12 protein-coding genes are annotated in these 15,661 nt (G+C 67.3%); 5 read left to right on the plus strand and 7 right to left on the minus strand.

Translation table 11 applies throughout. The annotated features are described in order from the left end of the window. Positions 1–2 precede the first annotated feature (2 nt). Both ACK4IU_RS10095 and infB read left to right on the plus strand, forming a co-directional pair. A complete protein-coding gene (locus tag ACK4IU_RS10095; protein ID WP_409734515.1) occupies positions 3–647 on the plus strand; it encodes an RNA-binding protein in 645 nt (214 codons plus the stop codon). Next, positions 644–3,223 carry a translation initiation factor IF-2 gene (infB, locus tag ACK4IU_RS10100; RefSeq protein ID WP_409734517.1) on the plus strand — a complete coding sequence of 860 codons (2,580 nt, stop codon included), beginning with the start codon at positions 644–646 and terminating at the stop codon, positions 3,221–3,223. Before ACK4IU_RS10095 ends, infB begins: the two co-directional genes overlap by 4 nt. Positions 3,224–3,415: 192 nt before the next feature. On the opposite strand, the gene ACK4IU_RS10105 is transcribed toward infB, so the two are convergent. The 3 genes from ACK4IU_RS10105 to ACK4IU_RS10115 form a co-directional block, all read right to left on the minus strand. After that, positions 3,416–3,814 (minus strand): (deoxy)nucleoside triphosphate pyrophosphohydrolase, encoded by a 399-nt coding sequence (locus ACK4IU_RS10105; RefSeq protein WP_409734520.1) that lies wholly within the window; start codon positions 3,812–3,814, stop codon positions 3,416–3,418. A 78-nt stretch (positions 3,815–3,892) separates the two neighbouring features. Then, positions 3,893–5,125, minus strand: a complete 1,233-nt coding sequence (gene argJ, locus ACK4IU_RS10110; RefSeq protein WP_409734630.1) for a bifunctional glutamate N-acetyltransferase/amino-acid acetyltransferase ArgJ — start codon at positions 5,123–5,125, stop codon at positions 3,893–3,895. A 171-nt stretch (positions 5,126–5,296) separates the two neighbouring features. Next, the gene (locus ACK4IU_RS10115; RefSeq protein WP_409734523.1) at positions 5,297–6,139 is read right to left on the minus strand and encodes a peptidylprolyl isomerase; all 843 of its coding nucleotides are present in this window, start codon (positions 6,137–6,139) and stop codon (positions 5,297–5,299) included. Between the two features lie 188 nt (positions 6,140–6,327). Here ACK4IU_RS10115 and secA point away from each other — a divergent pair, with 188 nt between their 5' ends. The 3 genes from secA (at position 6,328) to ACK4IU_RS10130 (ending at position 11,681) form a co-directional block, all read left to right on the plus strand. Further along, the gene (gene secA / locus ACK4IU_RS10120; RefSeq protein ID WP_409734526.1) at positions 6,328–9,060 is read left to right on the plus strand and encodes a preprotein translocase subunit SecA; all 2,733 of its coding nucleotides are present in this window, start codon (positions 6,328–6,330) and stop codon (positions 9,058–9,060) included. A gap of 158 nt (positions 9,061–9,218) precedes the next feature. Further along, a complete protein-coding gene (locus ACK4IU_RS10125; protein ID WP_409734529.1) occupies positions 9,219–10,133 on the plus strand; it encodes a hypothetical protein in 915 nt (304 codons plus the stop codon). A gap of 90 nt (positions 10,134–10,223) precedes the next feature. Next, positions 10,224–11,681 (plus strand): phosphate ABC transporter substrate-binding/OmpA family protein, encoded by a 1,458-nt coding sequence (locus ACK4IU_RS10130; protein ID WP_409734532.1) that lies wholly within the window; start codon positions 10,224–10,226, stop codon positions 11,679–11,681. Here the strand turns inward: ACK4IU_RS10130 and ACK4IU_RS10135 are convergent. From ACK4IU_RS10135 to ACK4IU_RS10150, 4 genes are read right to left on the minus strand one after another with little or no spacing between them, the layout of a single operon-like run. Beyond that, on the minus strand, positions 11,678–13,108 hold the full coding sequence (locus tag ACK4IU_RS10135; RefSeq protein WP_409734535.1) for a mannitol dehydrogenase family protein: 1,431 nt from the start codon (positions 13,106–13,108) through the stop codon (positions 11,678–11,680). The genes ACK4IU_RS10130 and ACK4IU_RS10135 overlap by 4 nt on opposite strands. Positions 13,109–13,116: 8 nt before the next feature. After that, positions 13,117–13,899, minus strand: coding sequence for an SDR family NAD(P)-dependent oxidoreductase (locus ACK4IU_RS10140; protein WP_409734538.1), 783 nt, complete (start codon positions 13,897–13,899; stop codon positions 13,117–13,119). A gap of 3 nt (positions 13,900–13,902) precedes the next feature. Further along, a complete protein-coding gene (locus ACK4IU_RS10145) occupies positions 13,903–14,673 on the minus strand; it encodes an L-iditol 2-dehydrogenase (RefSeq protein WP_409734541.1) in 771 nt (256 codons plus the stop codon). Next, a complete protein-coding gene (locus tag ACK4IU_RS10150; protein ID WP_409734544.1) occupies positions 14,670–15,659 on the minus strand; it encodes an ABC transporter ATP-binding protein in 990 nt (329 codons plus the stop codon). The genes ACK4IU_RS10145 and ACK4IU_RS10150 overlap by 4 nt, the downstream gene beginning before the upstream one ends. Positions 15,660–15,661 lie beyond the last annotated feature (2 nt).

The raw sequence follows: 15,661 nt of genomic DNA on the forward strand, positions 1-15,661 counted from the left end.
CCATGACGCGCGGCGGCCGGGAAAAGGAACGGGACGAACCGGAACGCAAGTGCATTGCGACCGGGGAAAGCCAGCCGAAGGCGGGGTTGGTCCGCTTTTGCGTCGGGCCTGACGGGCAGATCGTCCCGGATGTCCTGGGCAAGCTGCCGGGCCGCGGGATCTACGTCTCGGCCGACCGGGGGGCGATCGAGAAGGCGGTGAAGAAGAACCTCTTCTCGCGCGCGGCGCGCCAGCCGGTGAAGGCGCCGGATGGGCTAGCCGATCTGGTCGAGACGCTGGTGGCGCAGCGGACCGTCGATCTTCTGTCGATGGCCCGCAAGGCCGGCGAGGCAGTGACGGGCTACGAGAAGGTGAAGGACTGGCTGGTCAAGGGCACGGCGGCGACGCTGGTCCAGGCCAGCGACGGGTCGGAACGGGGCAAGACCAGGCTGCACGCGCCCGATGGCGCAAACGGCTTCATCGGCTGCCTTTCGGCTGGGGAAATCGGTTTGGCATTCGGGCGCGAACGTGCGATACACGCCGCGCTTGCCGCTGGCGGACTCAGGTCCCGTGTTGTAGAGGAAGCGGCAAAACTCGCCGGTCTGCGTGGTTGGACGGACGGGGATGACGGCGGCGAGACCGCCATGAAGGATACGAAGAACGCATGAGCGATACTGACGGCAAGAAACCTCTTGGCCTTGGGGGCGCCCCCCGTTCCGGACAGGTGAAGCAAAGCTTCAGCCATGGCCGGACCAAGAGCGTCGTGGTCGAAACCAAGCGCAAGCGCGTCCTGGTGCCCACTCCGGTGAAGCCGGGGGCGTCCGGCGCCGGTGCGCCTTCGGCTGCCACGGGTCTGGGAGATCCGTCGAAGCGCCCGGCGGGGATTTCCGACGCCGAGATGGAGCGTCGCCTTGCCGCCCTGCGCGCCGCCAAGGCGCGGGAGGCCGAGGAAGCCGCACGCCGCGCGGAGGAAGAGCGTGCCCGCGAAGAGGACCGCGCCCGCCGCCGCGAGGAAATCGAGGCCAAGGAACGCGAGGACCGCGAACGCGCCGAGGCCCTGCGCCTGAAGGCCGAGGAAGAGGAACGCGCTGCCAGGGCCGAGGCCGCCGCGCGTGCCGCGGCTGCCGAAGCCCGCAAGGCAGAGGTGCTGGGCACCCGCTCGCGTTCCGCCACGCCGCCGCCGGCCGCTGCCAAGCCCGCGGACCGCGCTGCTCCGGCTGCGCCCGTGGCCGGTGATGACGCGCGCGGCCCAGCTTCGGCCAAGCCGGGGCTCTCGCCCCGCAAGACCGACCGGGAAAAGGACGAGCGTGCCGACCGCGGCGCCAAGCGCAGTGGCGAAGAGGGCCGCCGTTCGGGCAAGCTGACCCTGTCGGATGCGATTTCGGATGAAGGCGGCCGCCAGCGCAGTCTGGCCGCCATCAAGCGCAAGCAGGAAAAGGCCAGGGCCAAGGCTCTGGGCCTCGGCCACAAGGCCGAAAAGCAGGTGCGCGACGTGCAGCTGCCGGAAACCATCGTTGTCAGCGAACTGGCGAACCGCATGGCCGAACGCGCGGCCGACGTGGTCAAGGCCCTGATGAAGATGGGCATGATGGTCACGATGAACCAGGCCATCGACGCCGATACCGCCGAACTGGTGATCGAGGAATTCGGCCACAAGGCCGTCCGCGTCTCGGACGCCGACGTGGAACAGGTCATCGACACGGTGAAGGACCGGCCCGAGGATCTGAAGCCGCGCCCGCCGATCGTGACGATCATGGGCCATGTCGATCACGGCAAGACCTCGCTTCTGGACGCGATCCGCAAGACCAACGTGGTCTCGGGCGAGGCTGGCGGGATCACCCAGCATATCGGCGCCTATCAGGTGAAGGCGGCCAACGGCCAGGTCATTACCTTCCTCGACACGCCCGGCCACGCGGCCTTCACCTCGATGCGCTCGCGCGGGGCGCAGGTTACGGACATCGTGGTGCTGGTGGTCGCGGCCGATGACGCCGTGATGCCGCAGACGGTCGAGGCGATCAACCACGCCAAGGCCGCCAAGGTGCCGATGATCGTGGCGATCAACAAGATCGACAAGCACGAGGCGAACCCGCAGAAGGTGCGGACCGACCTGCTCCAGCACGAGGTCGTGGTCGAGGCGATGTCCGGCGACGTGCAGGATGTCGAGGTTTCGGCCAAGACGGGCCAGGGTCTGGACGACCTTCTGGAAGCCATCGCGCTGCAGGCCGAGGTGCTGGAACTGAAGGCCAACCCGAACCGGGCGGCCTCGGGCGCGGTGATCGAGGCCAAGCTCGACGTGGGCCGCGGCCCGGTGGCGACCGTGCTGGTCCAGAACGGCACGCTGAAGAAGGGCGACATCTTCGTTGTCGGTGAGCAGTGGGGCAAGGTCCGCGCTCTCATCAACGACAAGGGCGAGACCATCCCGGAAGCCGGGCCCTCGGTCCCGGTCGAGGTGCTGGGCCTCAGCGGCACGCCGTCGGCGGGCGACACCCTGAACGTGGTGGAAACCGAAGCCCAGGCGCGCGAGATCGCCGACTACCGGATCAAGACCGCCAAGGACAAGCGGGCCGCCGCAGGGGCCGCGACCACGCTGGAACAGCTGATGGCCAAAGCCAAGGCCGACCAGTCGGTCGCCGAACTGCCGATCCTGATCAAGGCCGACGTGCAGGGCTCGGCCGAAGCCATCGTCCAGGCGATGGAAAAGATCGGCAACGACGAGGTGCGCGTCCGCGTGCTGCATTCGGGCGTGGGGGCCATCACCGACACCGACGTGGCGCTGGCCGAGGCATCGAAGGCGCCGATCATCGGCTTCAACGTCCGGGCGAATGCGACGGCGCGGGCCGCGGCGACGCAGAAGGGCGTCGAGTTGCGCTACTACTCGATCATCTACGACCTGGTGGACGATATCAAGGCGGCGGCCTCGGGTCTTCTGAAGGCCGAGGTACGCGAGCATTTCATCGGCTATGCGAAGATCCTGGAGGTCTTCAAGGTCTCGGGCGTGGGCAAGGTCGCGGGCTGTCTGGTCACCGAAGGCGTGGCACGCCGCTCGGCCGGTGTTCGCCTGCTGCGCGACGACGTGGTGATTCACGAGGGCACGCTGAAGACCCTGAAGCGCTACAAGGACGAGGTGAAGGAAGTCATCTCGGGCCAGGAATGCGGGATGGCCTTCGAGAACTACGAGGACATCCGCCAGGGCGATGTCATCGAGATCTTCGAGCGCGAGGAGGTCCAGCGCAAGCTGGACTGATCCGCCTGTCCACGGTGGACAAACGCCGGAAACCCTTTCCCGTCAGGGACTTGGTTGCGGGCGTTAGGGATTGGGAAAGGATTGCGCCGGGCCTTCGGGTCCGGCGTTTTCGTGCGAAAGGCGCGCCCTGCGCCTTCGGCTTCTCCTCGCCGGCGAGGCGAGGAGTGCCCGAAGGGCTTCGACGAGCGGCGGTCAGAGCCAGTCGCGCAGGATCGGGATCAGCGGCAGGTCGGCGGGCGGCATGGGATAGTCGCGCAACTGGTTCGGCCTGACCCAGGCCAGCTGCTGACCCTCCAGCGACCGCACCGTCCCCTGCCAGCGGCGGCAGGCGAAGAGCGGCATCAGCAGGTGGAAGTCGTCGTAGCTGTGGCTGGCAAAGGTCAGCGGCGCCAGGCAGGAGGCCCAGGTGTCGATGTCCAGCTCTTCCTTCAACTCGCGGATCAGGGCGGCCTCGGGCGTCTCGCCGGGTTCGACCTTGCCCCCAGGGAATTCCCACAGGCCCGCCAACGACTTGCCCTGCGGCCGCTGGGCGAGGAGCACGCGGCCGTCGGGGTCGATCAGGGCGACGGCAGAGACGAGGACGATCTTCATGGCCGGGTTCCCGTTGGCAGGCCCCCGGGGGGTTTCACACCCCCCGGCCCCCCGTGGAGTATTTGCAAAAGGGCAAGATCAGGAGCGGTAGTCGGCGTTGATCTCGACGTAGCGGGCGGTGAGGTCGCAGGTCCAGACCGTGCGCCGGCCCTTGCCGAGTCCGAGATCCACGGCAAAGAGCAGTTCCTGACCCTGCATGTAGGCGGCGCCGTCCTCTTCCCGGTAGTCGGGGTTCCGCCAGCCGTTCTGCGCCACGAGGATGTCGCCGAAGCGGATGGTGAGGCGGTCGCGGTCGGCCTCGGCGCCCGACTTGCCGATGGCGGCGACGATGCGGCCCCAGTTCGGGTCCTGCCCGGCGACCGCGGTCTTGACGAGGGGCGAGTTGGCGATGGCGAAGGCGACCTTGGCCGCGTCATCGTCCGAGGCCGCGCCGGTCACGCGCACCTCGACAAGTTTCGTTGCCCCTTCGCCATCCCGCACGACCTGAAGCGCAAGGTCGCGCATCACGCCGCGCAGCGCGGTCTCGAAGGCCTTGAGCACCGGCCCCTTGACCTCGGCCGCCGGGGACTGCCCGGTGGCGGCGATCAGCAGCGTGTCGGAAGTCGAGGTGTCGCTGTCCACCGTGACCGAGTTGAACGTGTCGTCCACGTTGCGCGACAGGATCTTCTGCAACTGGTTGGCGCCGATCTTCGCGTCGGTGAAGATATAGACCAGCATGGTGGCCATGTCGGGCGCGATCATGCCCGAGCCCTTGGCGATGCCGGCGATGTGGATCGTGCCGCCCTCGCCCTGGACGGTGGCGGCGGCGCCTTTCGGGAAGGTGTCGGTGGTCATGATCGCCTGCGCGGCCATTTCCACCGCGTCCTCGGTCAGTGCAGCGACCAGGTCGGGAACCTTGGCGGTGATCTTCTCGAAGGGCAGCGGCTCGCCGATCACGCCGGTGGACGACGAGAACACGCGGCTGGCCGGCACCCCGAGTGCCTCGGCCACGGCGCCGGTGACGGCGGCGACGGCCTCGTCCCCCAGCTTGCCGGTGAAGGCGTTGGAATTGCCCGAGTTCACGATGATCGCCGCGCCGGCATCGGCCGGCACCTTCATCGCCAGCTTTGCCTGGCAGTCCCTGACGCAGGCCGAGCGGGTCGAAGACCGGGTGAAGGCGCCAGCGATCGTGGTGCCGGGGGCAAGGCGCACCAGCATCACGTCCTTGCGGTTCTGGTAGCGCACTCCGGCCTCGACCGCGGCGAATTCTGCCCCCTTGATCGCGGGCAGCGCGGGGAAATGCTCGGGCGCCAGCGGCGAGACCGGCTTCATTGCCTTCTTCGCCGCCGCCACGACGTCGCCCACCGCCTCTTGCACAGCCTCGGCCACGGGGCCGGCAGCTGCGGTCAGGCTGTCCTTCAGCTTGCGGACCTTCTTCTTCAGCGCCTTCGCTTCGGCCTTCCAGTCGGTCTTTGCCATGTGCCTTGCCTCCGGGCCAGGTTGTCAGTCGATCAGCGCCGAGTTCTTGAGAAGCGCGGGATCCAGCCCCTCGCCCTCGCGGGTGACGGTCGCCTCCTTGGTCAGGTCCTCGATCCTGGCGTTGATCGCGGCGTTCTCGACCTCGGTTGCAAGTTCGTCGCGCAGCTGGTCCAGCGTCGGCTTTTCGGCGACCCGGGTTTCCTTGACCAGGATCAGATGCCAGCCGAAATCCGTCTTTATCGGGCCGGCGACCTCGCCCACCTTGGCGGCGACGACGGCATCCTCGAAGGGCTTGACCATCATGCCGAGGCCGAACCAGCCAAGGTCGCCACCGTTGGCGCCCGAGCCGGTATCGGTGGACTTGGCCTTGGCGATCTCGGCAAAGTCGCCGCCGGCGTCGAGTTCGGCCTTGATCGCCTTGGCCTCCTCCTCGGTCGCGACCAGGATATGCGCGGCATTGTATTCGCTCTGGGGCTTGGCATCCTTGAAGCGGGCGTCATAGGCGGCCTGGAGCGCCGCGTCGGTGACGGCGTCCTTGACGATGGCCTCGATGGCGATGCCCGAGACAAGGCCGCGCTTGTTGTTGTCGATGGTGGCCAGGGCGCGGGGGCGCAGGTCGGGCACCGACTGTGCCAGCACCTCCTGCTGGATAAGCTGTTCGAAGATGCCCTTGAACAGCACGTCGTCCGGCAGCTGCTGGTATTCCGGCGGCAGGCTTTCGCGCAACGCGATCATGTGGCCGAGGGTGATCTGCGTGCCGTTCACGGTGGCGACCACGGTGTCGGCCGTCTCGCCTTCGGCGAACACCGGCCCGGACAGGGTGGCGGCCAGGGCGAGAGCCGGCCAGAAAGCAGAACGTTTCGTCATTTTCACCATCTCCTGATCGGGGCGATCCGCCTGCCCAAGTTGACTATCCCGGGCCTTCCCCTTACATCGCGACAGTCGCGTGAAGCGGGGCCATCCGGTCATACACAGGCCCTTCTAGGGAAGCTGTCGGGGCCGGGCAAGCCCAAGGGTCACACGATGCTGTCAGAAGCTGCCCTTCGGGAGATGAAATGCTGGGACTGGGGTCGATTGCGCGGAAGATGTTCGGCACGCCGAACGACCGCAAGGTAAAGTCCGTCCGCCCGGTGGTGGCGCAGATCAATGCGCTGGAACCCGAATACCAGGCGGTGTCGGACGAGGGCATCATCGCCAAGACGCGCGAGTTCCAGAAGCGGGTGCAGGAGGGCGGCGAAAGCCTGGATGCGATCCTGCCGGAAGCCTTTGCCAACTGCCGCGAGGCGGCGCGGCGGGCACTGGGGCTGCGGGCCTTCGACGTGCAGCTGAAGGGGGCGATGTTCCTGCATCAGGGCAACATCAGCGAGATGAAGACGGGCGAGGGCAAGACGCTGGTCGCGGCCTTCGCAGCCTATCTGAACGCGCTGACCGGTCGGGGCGTGCACGTCGTGACGGTCAACGACTATCTGGCCAAGCGCGATGCAGAATGGATGGGCAAGGTCTATGCCCAGCTTGGCATGACCACGGGCGTGGTCTATTCGCACCAGCCCGATGCGGAAAAGATGGCGGCCTACCGGGCCGACATCACCTATGCGACGAACAACGAGCTTGGCTTCGACTACCTGCGCGACAACATGAAATCCTCGCTGGAGGACATGGCGCAGCGCGGGCATTACTATGCCATCGTGGACGAGGTGGACAGTATCCTGATCGACGAGGCGCGGACTCCACTGATCATCTCGGGCCCCAGCCAGGACCGCAGCCCGCTCTATCAGGCCGTGGACAAGGTGATCCCGCACCTGCAACCGGAACATTACGCGGTGGACGAAAAGACCCGCAGCGTGACGCTGACGGAAGAAGGCAACGACGTGATCGAGGATCTGCTGCGCCAGGCCGGCATCCTGCCCGAGGGGCAGAGCCTTTACGCCGCCGAAAGCACCTCGATCGTGCACCATGTCAACCAGGCACTGCGGGCGCACAAGCTGTTCTTCAAGGACCAGCAGTACATCGTCCGCGATGGCGAGGTGATGCTGATCGACGAATTCACCGGCCGGATGATGAAGGGCCGCCGCTTGTCCGATGGTCTGCACCAGGCCATCGAGGCGAAGGAAGGCGTCAAGATCCAGCCCGAGAACGTGACCTATGCCAGCGTCACCTTCCAGAACTACTTCCGCCTCTATGAAAAGCTGGGCGGCATGACCGGCACGGCGGCGACCGAGGCGGAGGAATTCCGCGAGATCTATGGCCTCGGCGTGGTCGAGGTGCCCACCAACCGCCCCGTCGCCCGGATCGACGAGCACGACCAGGTCTTCCGCACCGCGCGCGAGAAATACGACGGCATCCTGAAGGCGATCAAGGAAGCGCACGAGAAGGGCCAGCCGATCCTGGTCGGCACCACCTCGATCGAGAAATCCGAACAGCTCTCGGCCCTGCTCAAAGGGGCCGGCATTCCGCACAACGTGCTGAACGCGCGCCAGCACGAGCAGGAAGCGAAGATCGTGGCCGACGCCGGCAAGCTGGGCGCGGTGACCATCGCCACGAACATGGCAGGCCGGGGCACCGACATCAAGCTGGGCGGCAACGTCGAGTTCAAGGTGCTGGAGGCCATCGCCGCCGAGCCCCACGGCGATCACGTCGCCATTCGCGCCCGGATCGAGGCCGCGCATGTCGGCGAGGAAGAGGCGGTCAAACAGGCCGGCGGCCTGTTCGTGCTGGGCACCGAACGCCATGAAAGCCGCCGGATCGACAATCAGCTGCGCGGCCGCTCGGGCCGGCAGGGCGACCCGGGGCGCTCGGCCTTCTTCCTGAGCCTGGAAGACGACCTGATGCGGATCTTCGGATCCGAACGGCTGGACAAGATCCTGTCCACGCTGGGGATGCAGGAAGGCGAATCCATCGTCCACCCCTGGGTCAACAAGAGCCTCGAGAAGGCGCAGGCCAAGGTCGAGGCCCGCAACTTCGACATCCGCAAGCAACTGTTGAAGTTCGACGACGTGATGAACGACCAGCGCAAGGCGATCTTCGAGCAGCGGATGGAGATCATGCAGGCCGACCACGTCGCCGACGTGGCCGCCGACATGCGCCACCAGGTGATCGAGGACCTGGTCGATCTGAACATGCCGCCCAAGTCCTACCCGGACGCCTGGGACACCGAGGGCCTGACCGCCGCCTGCCGCGAGATGCTGAACCTCGATCTGCCCATTGTCGAATGGGCCGCCGAAGAGGGCGTCGATCAGGCTGTGATCAAGGAACGGATAATTGAAGCCTCGGACAAGATGATGGCCGAAAAGACCGAGGCCTTCGGCTTGACCACGATGCAGACCATCGAGAAACAGGTGCTTCTGCAGTCCATCGACACGAAGTGGCGCGAGCACCTGTTGCGCCTCGAACATCTGCGGTCCGTGGTCAGCTTCCGCGGCTATGCCCAACGCGACCCGCTGAACGAATACAAGACCGAGGCCTTCCAGCTGTTCGAGGGCCTGCTGAACTCGTTGCGCGAACAGGTCACTCAGCAGCTGTCGCGCATCCGCCCGGTAACCCGGGAAGAGCAGGAAGAGATGATGCGGCAGATGCTGGCCGAACAGCAGGCCGCCACGCAGCCGAAGGTGGTGGAAGCCGCAGCAGCGGGACCTGCCGCCGCCGCAACCGCGGCCGCGGCTTCGGTGGCCGCCGCGCGCGCGGGCTTTGTCGAGGCCGATCCTTCGACCTGGGGCAACCCCGGCCGGAACGACCCTTGCCCTTGTGGCTCGGGTGAAAAGTTCAAGCATTGTCACGGGCGCATCGCCTGAGATCGCGACAACCACTGCAGATCGGGCGCCGCGTCAATCGACGCGGCGTTTTCATGACGTTTTGGCAGCAATCCGTATCCGTACCCAATTAATGCCATTTCTCCGCCCCGATTGGCCTCTAGCGGTAAACGGTGCGATTCTCGTACCGGGGCACTGCCATGCTTTGGGGCAAAAAGATTCTGCGGATCACCGCCGCCGTGGCGGTCGCCGCGTTGGCGGCCCATACCGCCGAAAGTCAGAAGGGCCGAGGCACCACGCAATCGCTGGTGCTGACGGCCACGGAGCGCTTCGCAGCTGACCGCGCGGCCCCGACGGGCATCGGTGCCGACGCTGTGCCGCCGTCGGCCTCGCTTGGCGCGCCAGCACAGACACCGCTGGGCACGCTGATCGGGATCACCCCGGTCGCGGCCTCGGCCCCGGCTATCGCGGGCGACAAATGCCGTCCGGCGATGCAGTTGCAGGCTGCCCCCGGCGCGATGATCCTGCTGTCGCTGTCCGCGCCCTGCAATCGCAGCGAACGGATCGTCTTGCGTCACTCCGGCATGGCTTTCGCCACTCGGACCGACGCCGGCGGCTCTGCCCGGATGCTGATTCCGGCCCTCAAGTCCGATGCCTTGGTGGCTGTCTACCTGGCCGAGTCCCGCCTGGTGCTGGGCAAGGTCACCGTCCCCGACGCAGTGTCCTACGCGCGTCTGGCCGTGACCTGGGAATGGCCGGCCGAGGTCGAACTGCGTGCGACCGAGGGCAACCGAGTGCTGGTGGCCACCACTGCGTCGTCTGCGGGTGAGCCGCCACGGATGATGTCCTTCGGGTCGCCGGATGTGCAGTCCCCTGTCATGGCGCATGTCTATTCGGTGCCGGGCCGAGATCTGGGCGACGTCTCGCTGTTGGCCGAGCTGCGGATCACCCCCGCCTCCTGCGGCCGGACCCTGCGGCTGGGCACCGTCTATGCCGCCAATGGCCTCACCACGACGCAGGAACGCGATGTTGCGGTTCCGCTGTGCGGCACGGCAGGTGACATTCTGCTGTTGAAGAATCTTTCGCCTGCTCCGAAACTCGCCACTCCGAAGTAGGCTCCGGATTGGCAGTTGATGGGTGTGAAGGCAGGGCTGGCGGCGCTGTGCGTTGCGGCAATATCTTGTGTTTCCGCTGCCGCCCAGGACGTGACCTTGGTGGCACGCGAGGGCGGTATCGTTCTGAGCGGGACGCTGCAGGGCTATGATGGCGAGTTCTACCGGATCAATACCAGTTACGGCCTGCTGACCGTCGACGGTCAGGGCGTCATCTGCGAGGGACCGGCCTGTCCCGAACTGGTCGCCCCCAGGGCGCAGATCCGCGTGGTCGGCGCCCCGGATGCGGCCGCCCTGCTGCCGACCCTGTTCCAGGCCTTTGCCGAGGCCCGCGGGCTGATCTACGAACCCCAGGCCGGCGATGGCTTTGCCGCCCGCATCCTTGACCCGGTCACGCGACAGGTGCTGGCCGACCTGTCCTTTCAACCCCTGCCGCCCGAAGCCGCCAGTGCCGCGGTCAGTTCCGGGTCTGCCGACCTGAAGCTGTCGTTCGATTCCGAGCCGGGGTTCGCCGCCCATTCCATTGCCATGGACGGCATGGTCGCCATCGTCGCGCCCGACAATCCTACGCCGGCGATCTCGACCATCGACCTGGCCCGCGTGCTGGCGGGAGAGGTGGACAACTGGGCGCAGATCGGCGGGCCGGACATGCCCGTGGTGCTGCATGCGCTGGCGCCCGAGACCGATTTGCAGCAGGCCGTCGCCGCGCGGTTGCAGCAGGCGGAAGAGGCGGCCGACGTGCGCCATCCCGACCTGGCGACCCTGGCCGAGGCGGTGGCAAAGGACCCCTGGGCCATCGCGTTGACCGGGCGGTCGGCCATCGTTCCGGCGCGGCGGATGCCGCTGACCGATTCCTGCGGATTTCCGCTTTTGCCCACGACTCTGGCGATCAAGGCGGGGGACTACCCGCTGTCGCTGCCGGTCTTCCTGTTGTCGGCCAAGCGGCGGCTGCCCTTGATGACGCGCGAGTTCCTGGCCTTCCTGCGCACGCCGGCCTCGGATGCGGCGGTTACGGCGGCGGGGTTCATCGACCGCTCGCCCACGCGCCAGCCAATGACGGCGGACGGGCTGCGGCTGATCAACGCGATCAAGGGCGCAGGCGAGGATGTGACGCTGGAAGAGCTGAAGCGCCTAGCCGGGATCATGGACGGGGCGGACCGACTGTCCTTCACCTTCCGGTTCGAGGACGGGTCATCCACGCTGGACGCCACCTCGCAGGACAGTCTGGAGGATCTGGCCCAGCTTATCGCCGCAGGGCAGTTCCGCGACCAGAAGCTGGTGCTGGCGGGCTTTTCGGATGGCTCGGGCGCGGCCGAGGCGAACCTTGCCCTGTCCGTGGACCGCGCGGCGCGGGTGGCGCAGGAGCTGGCCGCCGTGGCCCCCGACCTGTCGCCGGCGCAGATGCCCGTGGTCGAGGGCTTTGGCGAGGCACTGCCGATGGCCTGCGACGAAACCCCGGTCGGCCGCCAGCTGAACCGGCGGGTAGAGCTGTGGGTGGTCCCCGACTTCACTCCGACCGGCACCGCGCCGGTCATGGCACCGGCGCCTTAGGCGAGGAACTCGGTCAGCGTCTGCCGGGTGCCCACGGCCCAGAGCCGGTTCAGGTGCCGCTCGAAGGCCGCGGCAAAGCGCGGGTTCTGCCCGAGATCGCCATAGACCATGGTCATCTCCAGCCAGGCCGCCGGGCGCACCTTTGCCGCCTGCGACCGGGCGACCAGCGCGTCCCAGTCAGGGTCGTTCGGCGGAATGGGCGTGCCGCTGTCCGTCTCGCCAAAGCAGTAGCGGCACCACAGGGCCGAGACCAGCGCCAGCCCCTCGACCGAACCGCCGGCGGCCAGCGCGTCGCGGATGGAGGGCACGATGAACTTGGGCTGCCGGTTGGACCCGTCGAGGCAGAGCCGGCGTTCGGTATCGGCCACCTCGGGGTTCGAGAAGCGGTCCACGATCAGCCGGTAATAGTCGCCGAGGTTGGTATCGGGGACCGGCGGGATGTAGGGGATGATCTCGTGCACCTCGACCTTGTCGAGCAGGCCGCGGATCAGCGGGTCGGCCATGGCCTCGTGGACATATTCGATGTCCATCAGCCCGCCGGGATAGGCGATGGTCGCATGGCCGCCGTTCAGGATGCGGATCTTCATCAGCTCGAAATTGTGGACATGCGGGGTCAGCGTGACCCCGACCTTTTCCCAGGCCGGACGGCCGGCGGGGAAGTTGTCCTCCAGCACCCATTGCCGGAACGGCTCGCAGGTCACGGGCACGGGGTCGTCGGCCAGTCCGAAGGCCGCCGCCATCGCCCGTTCGCGCGGGCCCGTCGCCGGGGTGATGCGGTCCACCATGCCGTTCGGGAAGGCGACATGGGCCGCGATCCAGTCGGCCAGGTCCGGGTCGCGAAGTGCGGCAAGGCCGGTGACGGCGGCGCGGGTGACATGGCCGTTGCCGGGCAGGTTGTCGCAGGACATGACGGTGAAGGGCACCACGCCGGCGGCCCGACGCGCCTTCAGCGCCGCGATGATCGCGCCGAAGGCGGTCCGGTGCGGGTCCGCGGCATCGGCGACGATCTCGGGATGCGTCGGGTCGAACTGCCCGGTCGCCGGGTTGATGAAATAGCCGCCCTCGGTCACCGTCAGGCTGACGATGCGGATCTCGGGCCGCGACATGGCCGCGATCAGCGCGGCGTTGTCCGCCTCTACCGGCAGGAAGTCGATCATCGACCCCACCCGGCGGGCGGATTTGCCCTTCGGGTCCAGCTCGATCACCGTGGACAGGCAATCCTGCGCCTTCAGCGCCTCGCGCATCCGGGCATCGCCCTCGCGCACCCCGGCGCCCAGGATCGCCCAGTCGTGGTCGAACCCGAGGTTGAACAGGTCGTCCAGATAGACGGCCATGTGGGCACGGTGGAAGTTGCCGAGCCCGATATGGACGATGCCGGGGGTCAGGCGCGAGCGGTCGTAGGCGGGAAGCGTGACGGTGGGGGACATTCGGGGCCTCAGACGGTTTTCAGCATGCCGCCATCGACATGGTAGGTAGAGCCGGTGCAGTAGCTGGCGCGCGGTGACAGCAGGAAGGCAACGACATCGGCCAGTTCCTCGGGCGTGCCGAAGCGGCGGATCGGGGCGTGTTCGTCGGCGACCGATTGCAGATAGCCCTGCCAGTCGCCGTCCATTGCCAGGGCCTTGGCGGTCTTGATCCAGTCAGGCGTCAGGATCAGCCCCGGGTTCAGCGTATTGACCCGGATGCCAAGCGGGATGAACTCGGTCGACATGGTCTTCGACAGCATCATCAGCGCCGCCTTGGTGGTGTTGTAGATCGGCTCGTACCAGAGCGGCTGGACCGCGCAGATCGAGGCGTTGTTCAGGATCGCGCCGCCGCCATGCGCCTGCATCTGCGGCACGAGGCCCCGGGCAAGGCGCACGGCGGCCATGACATGCAGGTTCCAGTAGTGCAGCCACTTCTCGTCCGGCGCGTCCAGGATCGTCTCGTTCGAGCCGGTGCCGGCGTTGTTGAACAGAAGCTCGGCCCCGCCCATCGTCGCGGCCGCCGCGACCACGGCCGCGCAGCCTTCGGCCGTCGTCACATCAGCGGCGACGGCCTGCGCGTCGCCGCCGAAATCGGCTCGGATGCGGGCGGCCTCTTCTGTCGCGCGGGCGCCGTCGCGGGCGGCGATCAGCACGCGCGCGCCCTCGCGTGCCAGTGTGCGCGCAGCGGCACGGCCGATGCCAACCGACCCGCCCGAAATCACCGCCAGTTTTCCGTCAAGTCCAAGGTCCATGGGTCACGCCATCCAGTTGCCGCCGTCCACGCCAAAGCACTGGGCGACGATGTATCTGGCTTCGTCGGTGGCAAGGAAGATCGCCATGCCGGTCAGATCCTCGGCCGTGCCCATGCGGCCGAAGGGAACGGCGGCGCCGACCTCGCGCTTCTTCTGGCCGGGGGCCTTGCCTTCGTATTTCGCAAAGTAGGCATCCACCCCGTCCCAGTGTTCGCCATCCACCACGCCGGGCGCGATGGCGTTCACGTTGATGCCGTGCCGGATCAGGTTCAGCCCGGCCGATTGCGTCAGGCTGATGACGGCGGCCTTGGTGGCGCAATAGACGGCCACCAGGCTTTCGCCGCGTCGGCCGGCCTGGGACGCCATGTTGATGATCGTGCCGCCCTGGCCGCGGTCGATCATGTGGCGTGCGGCCGCCTGAAGGCAGAAGAGCGTGCCGGCCACGTTCACTGCGAAGAGGCGGTCGTAGTCGGCCCGTGTGATCTCGGTGATGGGGGCGGCGGAAAACAGCGCGGCGTTGTTGATCAGGATGTCGAGCTTGCCCATCCGTCCGATGGCTTCGGCGAAACCGGCGTCGATCGAGTCCTGCCGTGTCACGTCCAGCGCGATGGCATGTGCCATGGAACCAAGCGCATCGGCCGCCGCGCGGCCGGCGTCAAGGTTGATGTCGGCGATGGCGACCTCGGCCCCCTCGGCGATGTAGGCGCGGGCGAAGGCCAGCCCGATGCCGCGCGCGGCCCCGGTGATCAGGGCAGATTTTCCGGCAAGTCTCATAGTGCAAGTCCGTTCGTGTCGAATCGGTGGATCTTGCCCGTGGGGGCAAGACTGATGCGGTCGCCGTGATGTGCGTTCACCTCGCCCGGCGCGCGGACAGTCAGGGTGCCGATGCCGTCCACAGCGACCTTGAGAAAACTGTCGGAGCCGAGATGTTCGGACAGACCGACGACCCCCTCCCACGGGCCATCGCCCACGGCGATGTGCTCGGGACGGATGCCGATGGTATGGGCATCGTGCCTGGCCGCCTCGGCGCCCTCGATGAAGTTCATGCGCGGAGAGCCGATGAAGCCCGCCACGAACAGGTTGCGCGGGTGGTTGTACAGGTCCAGCGGCGCGCCGACCTGCTCGATCCGGCCGGCGTTCAGGACGACGATCTTGTCGGCCATGGTCATCGCCTCGACCTGGTCGTGGGTGACGTAGATCATCGTGGTCTTGAGGCTTTGGTGCAGTTCGCTGATCTCCTGCCGCATGCCCACGCGCAGGGCGGCGTCGAGGTTCGACAGGGGTTCGTCGAACAGGAAGGCCGCCGGTTCGCGCACGATGGCGCGGCCGATGGCGACGCGCTGGCGCTGGCCGCCCGACAACTGGCCCGGACGGCGGTCGAGGTAGTTGGACAGGTTCAGCACCTTGGCCGCGCGTTCCACCCGTCGGTCCTGCTCGGCCTGGTCCATCCCGGCCATCTTCAGCGGGAAGGCGATGTTCTTCCGCACCGTCATGTGGGGATAGAGCGCGTAGGACTGGAACACCATCGCCAGGCCGCGCTTGGCCGGCGGCAGGTTGGTCGCGTCCTTGCCGTCGATCTCGATGGTGCCAGAGGTCGTATCCTCCAGCCCCGCGATCAGCCGCAACAGCGTGGACTTCCCGCAGCCCGACGGCCCGACGAAGACGACGAACTCGCCATCCTCGATGGTCAGGTCGATGCCGGGGATGACATCCACCTCGCCGAACGCCTTGCGGACCTTGGTCAGTTGGATCTTGCCCATGA

Origin of the sequence: Tabrizicola flagellatus (assembly GCF_046295235.1) — a bacterium.
GTDB classification, from domain to species: Bacteria; Pseudomonadota; Alphaproteobacteria; order Rhodobacterales; family Rhodobacteraceae; genus Tabrizicola; species Tabrizicola flagellata_A.

Bases quoted from the DNA above. Each gene is read 5' to 3' on its own strand.
- ACK4IU_RS10095 (WP_409734515.1), top strand. From the start codon at position 3: ATGACGCGCGGCGGCCGGGAAAAGGAACGGGACGAACCGGAACGCAAG.
- infB (WP_409734517.1), top strand. From the start codon at position 644: ATGAGCGATACTGACGGCAAGAAACCTCTTGGCCTTGGGGGCGCCCCC.
- ACK4IU_RS10105 (WP_409734520.1), bottom strand. From the start codon at position 3,814: ATGAAGATCGTCCTCGTCTCTGCCGTCGCCCTGATCGACCCCGACGGC.
- argJ (WP_409734630.1), bottom strand. From the start codon at position 5,125: ATGAAGCCGGTCTCGCCGCTGGCGCCCGAGCATTTCCCCGCGCTGCCC.
- ACK4IU_RS10115 (WP_409734523.1), bottom strand. From the start codon at position 6,139: ATGACGAAACGTTCTGCTTTCTGGCCGGCTCTCGCCCTGGCCGCCACC.
- secA (WP_409734526.1), top strand. From the start codon at position 6,328: ATGCTGGGACTGGGGTCGATTGCGCGGAAGATGTTCGGCACGCCGAAC.
- ACK4IU_RS10125 (WP_409734529.1), top strand. From the start codon at position 9,219: ATGCTTTGGGGCAAAAAGATTCTGCGGATCACCGCCGCCGTGGCGGTC.
- ACK4IU_RS10135 (WP_409734535.1), bottom strand. From the start codon at position 13,108: ATGTCCCCCACCGTCACGCTTCCCGCCTACGACCGCTCGCGCCTGACC.
- ACK4IU_RS10140 (WP_409734538.1), bottom strand. From the start codon at position 13,899: ATGGACCTTGGACTTGACGGAAAACTGGCGGTGATTTCGGGCGGGTCG.
- ACK4IU_RS10145 (WP_409734541.1), bottom strand. From the start codon at position 14,673: ATGAGACTTGCCGGAAAATCTGCCCTGATCACCGGGGCCGCGCGCGGC.
- ACK4IU_RS10150 (WP_409734544.1), bottom strand. From the start codon at position 15,659: ATGGGCAAGATCCAACTGACCAAGGTCCGCAAGGCGTTCGGCGAGGTG.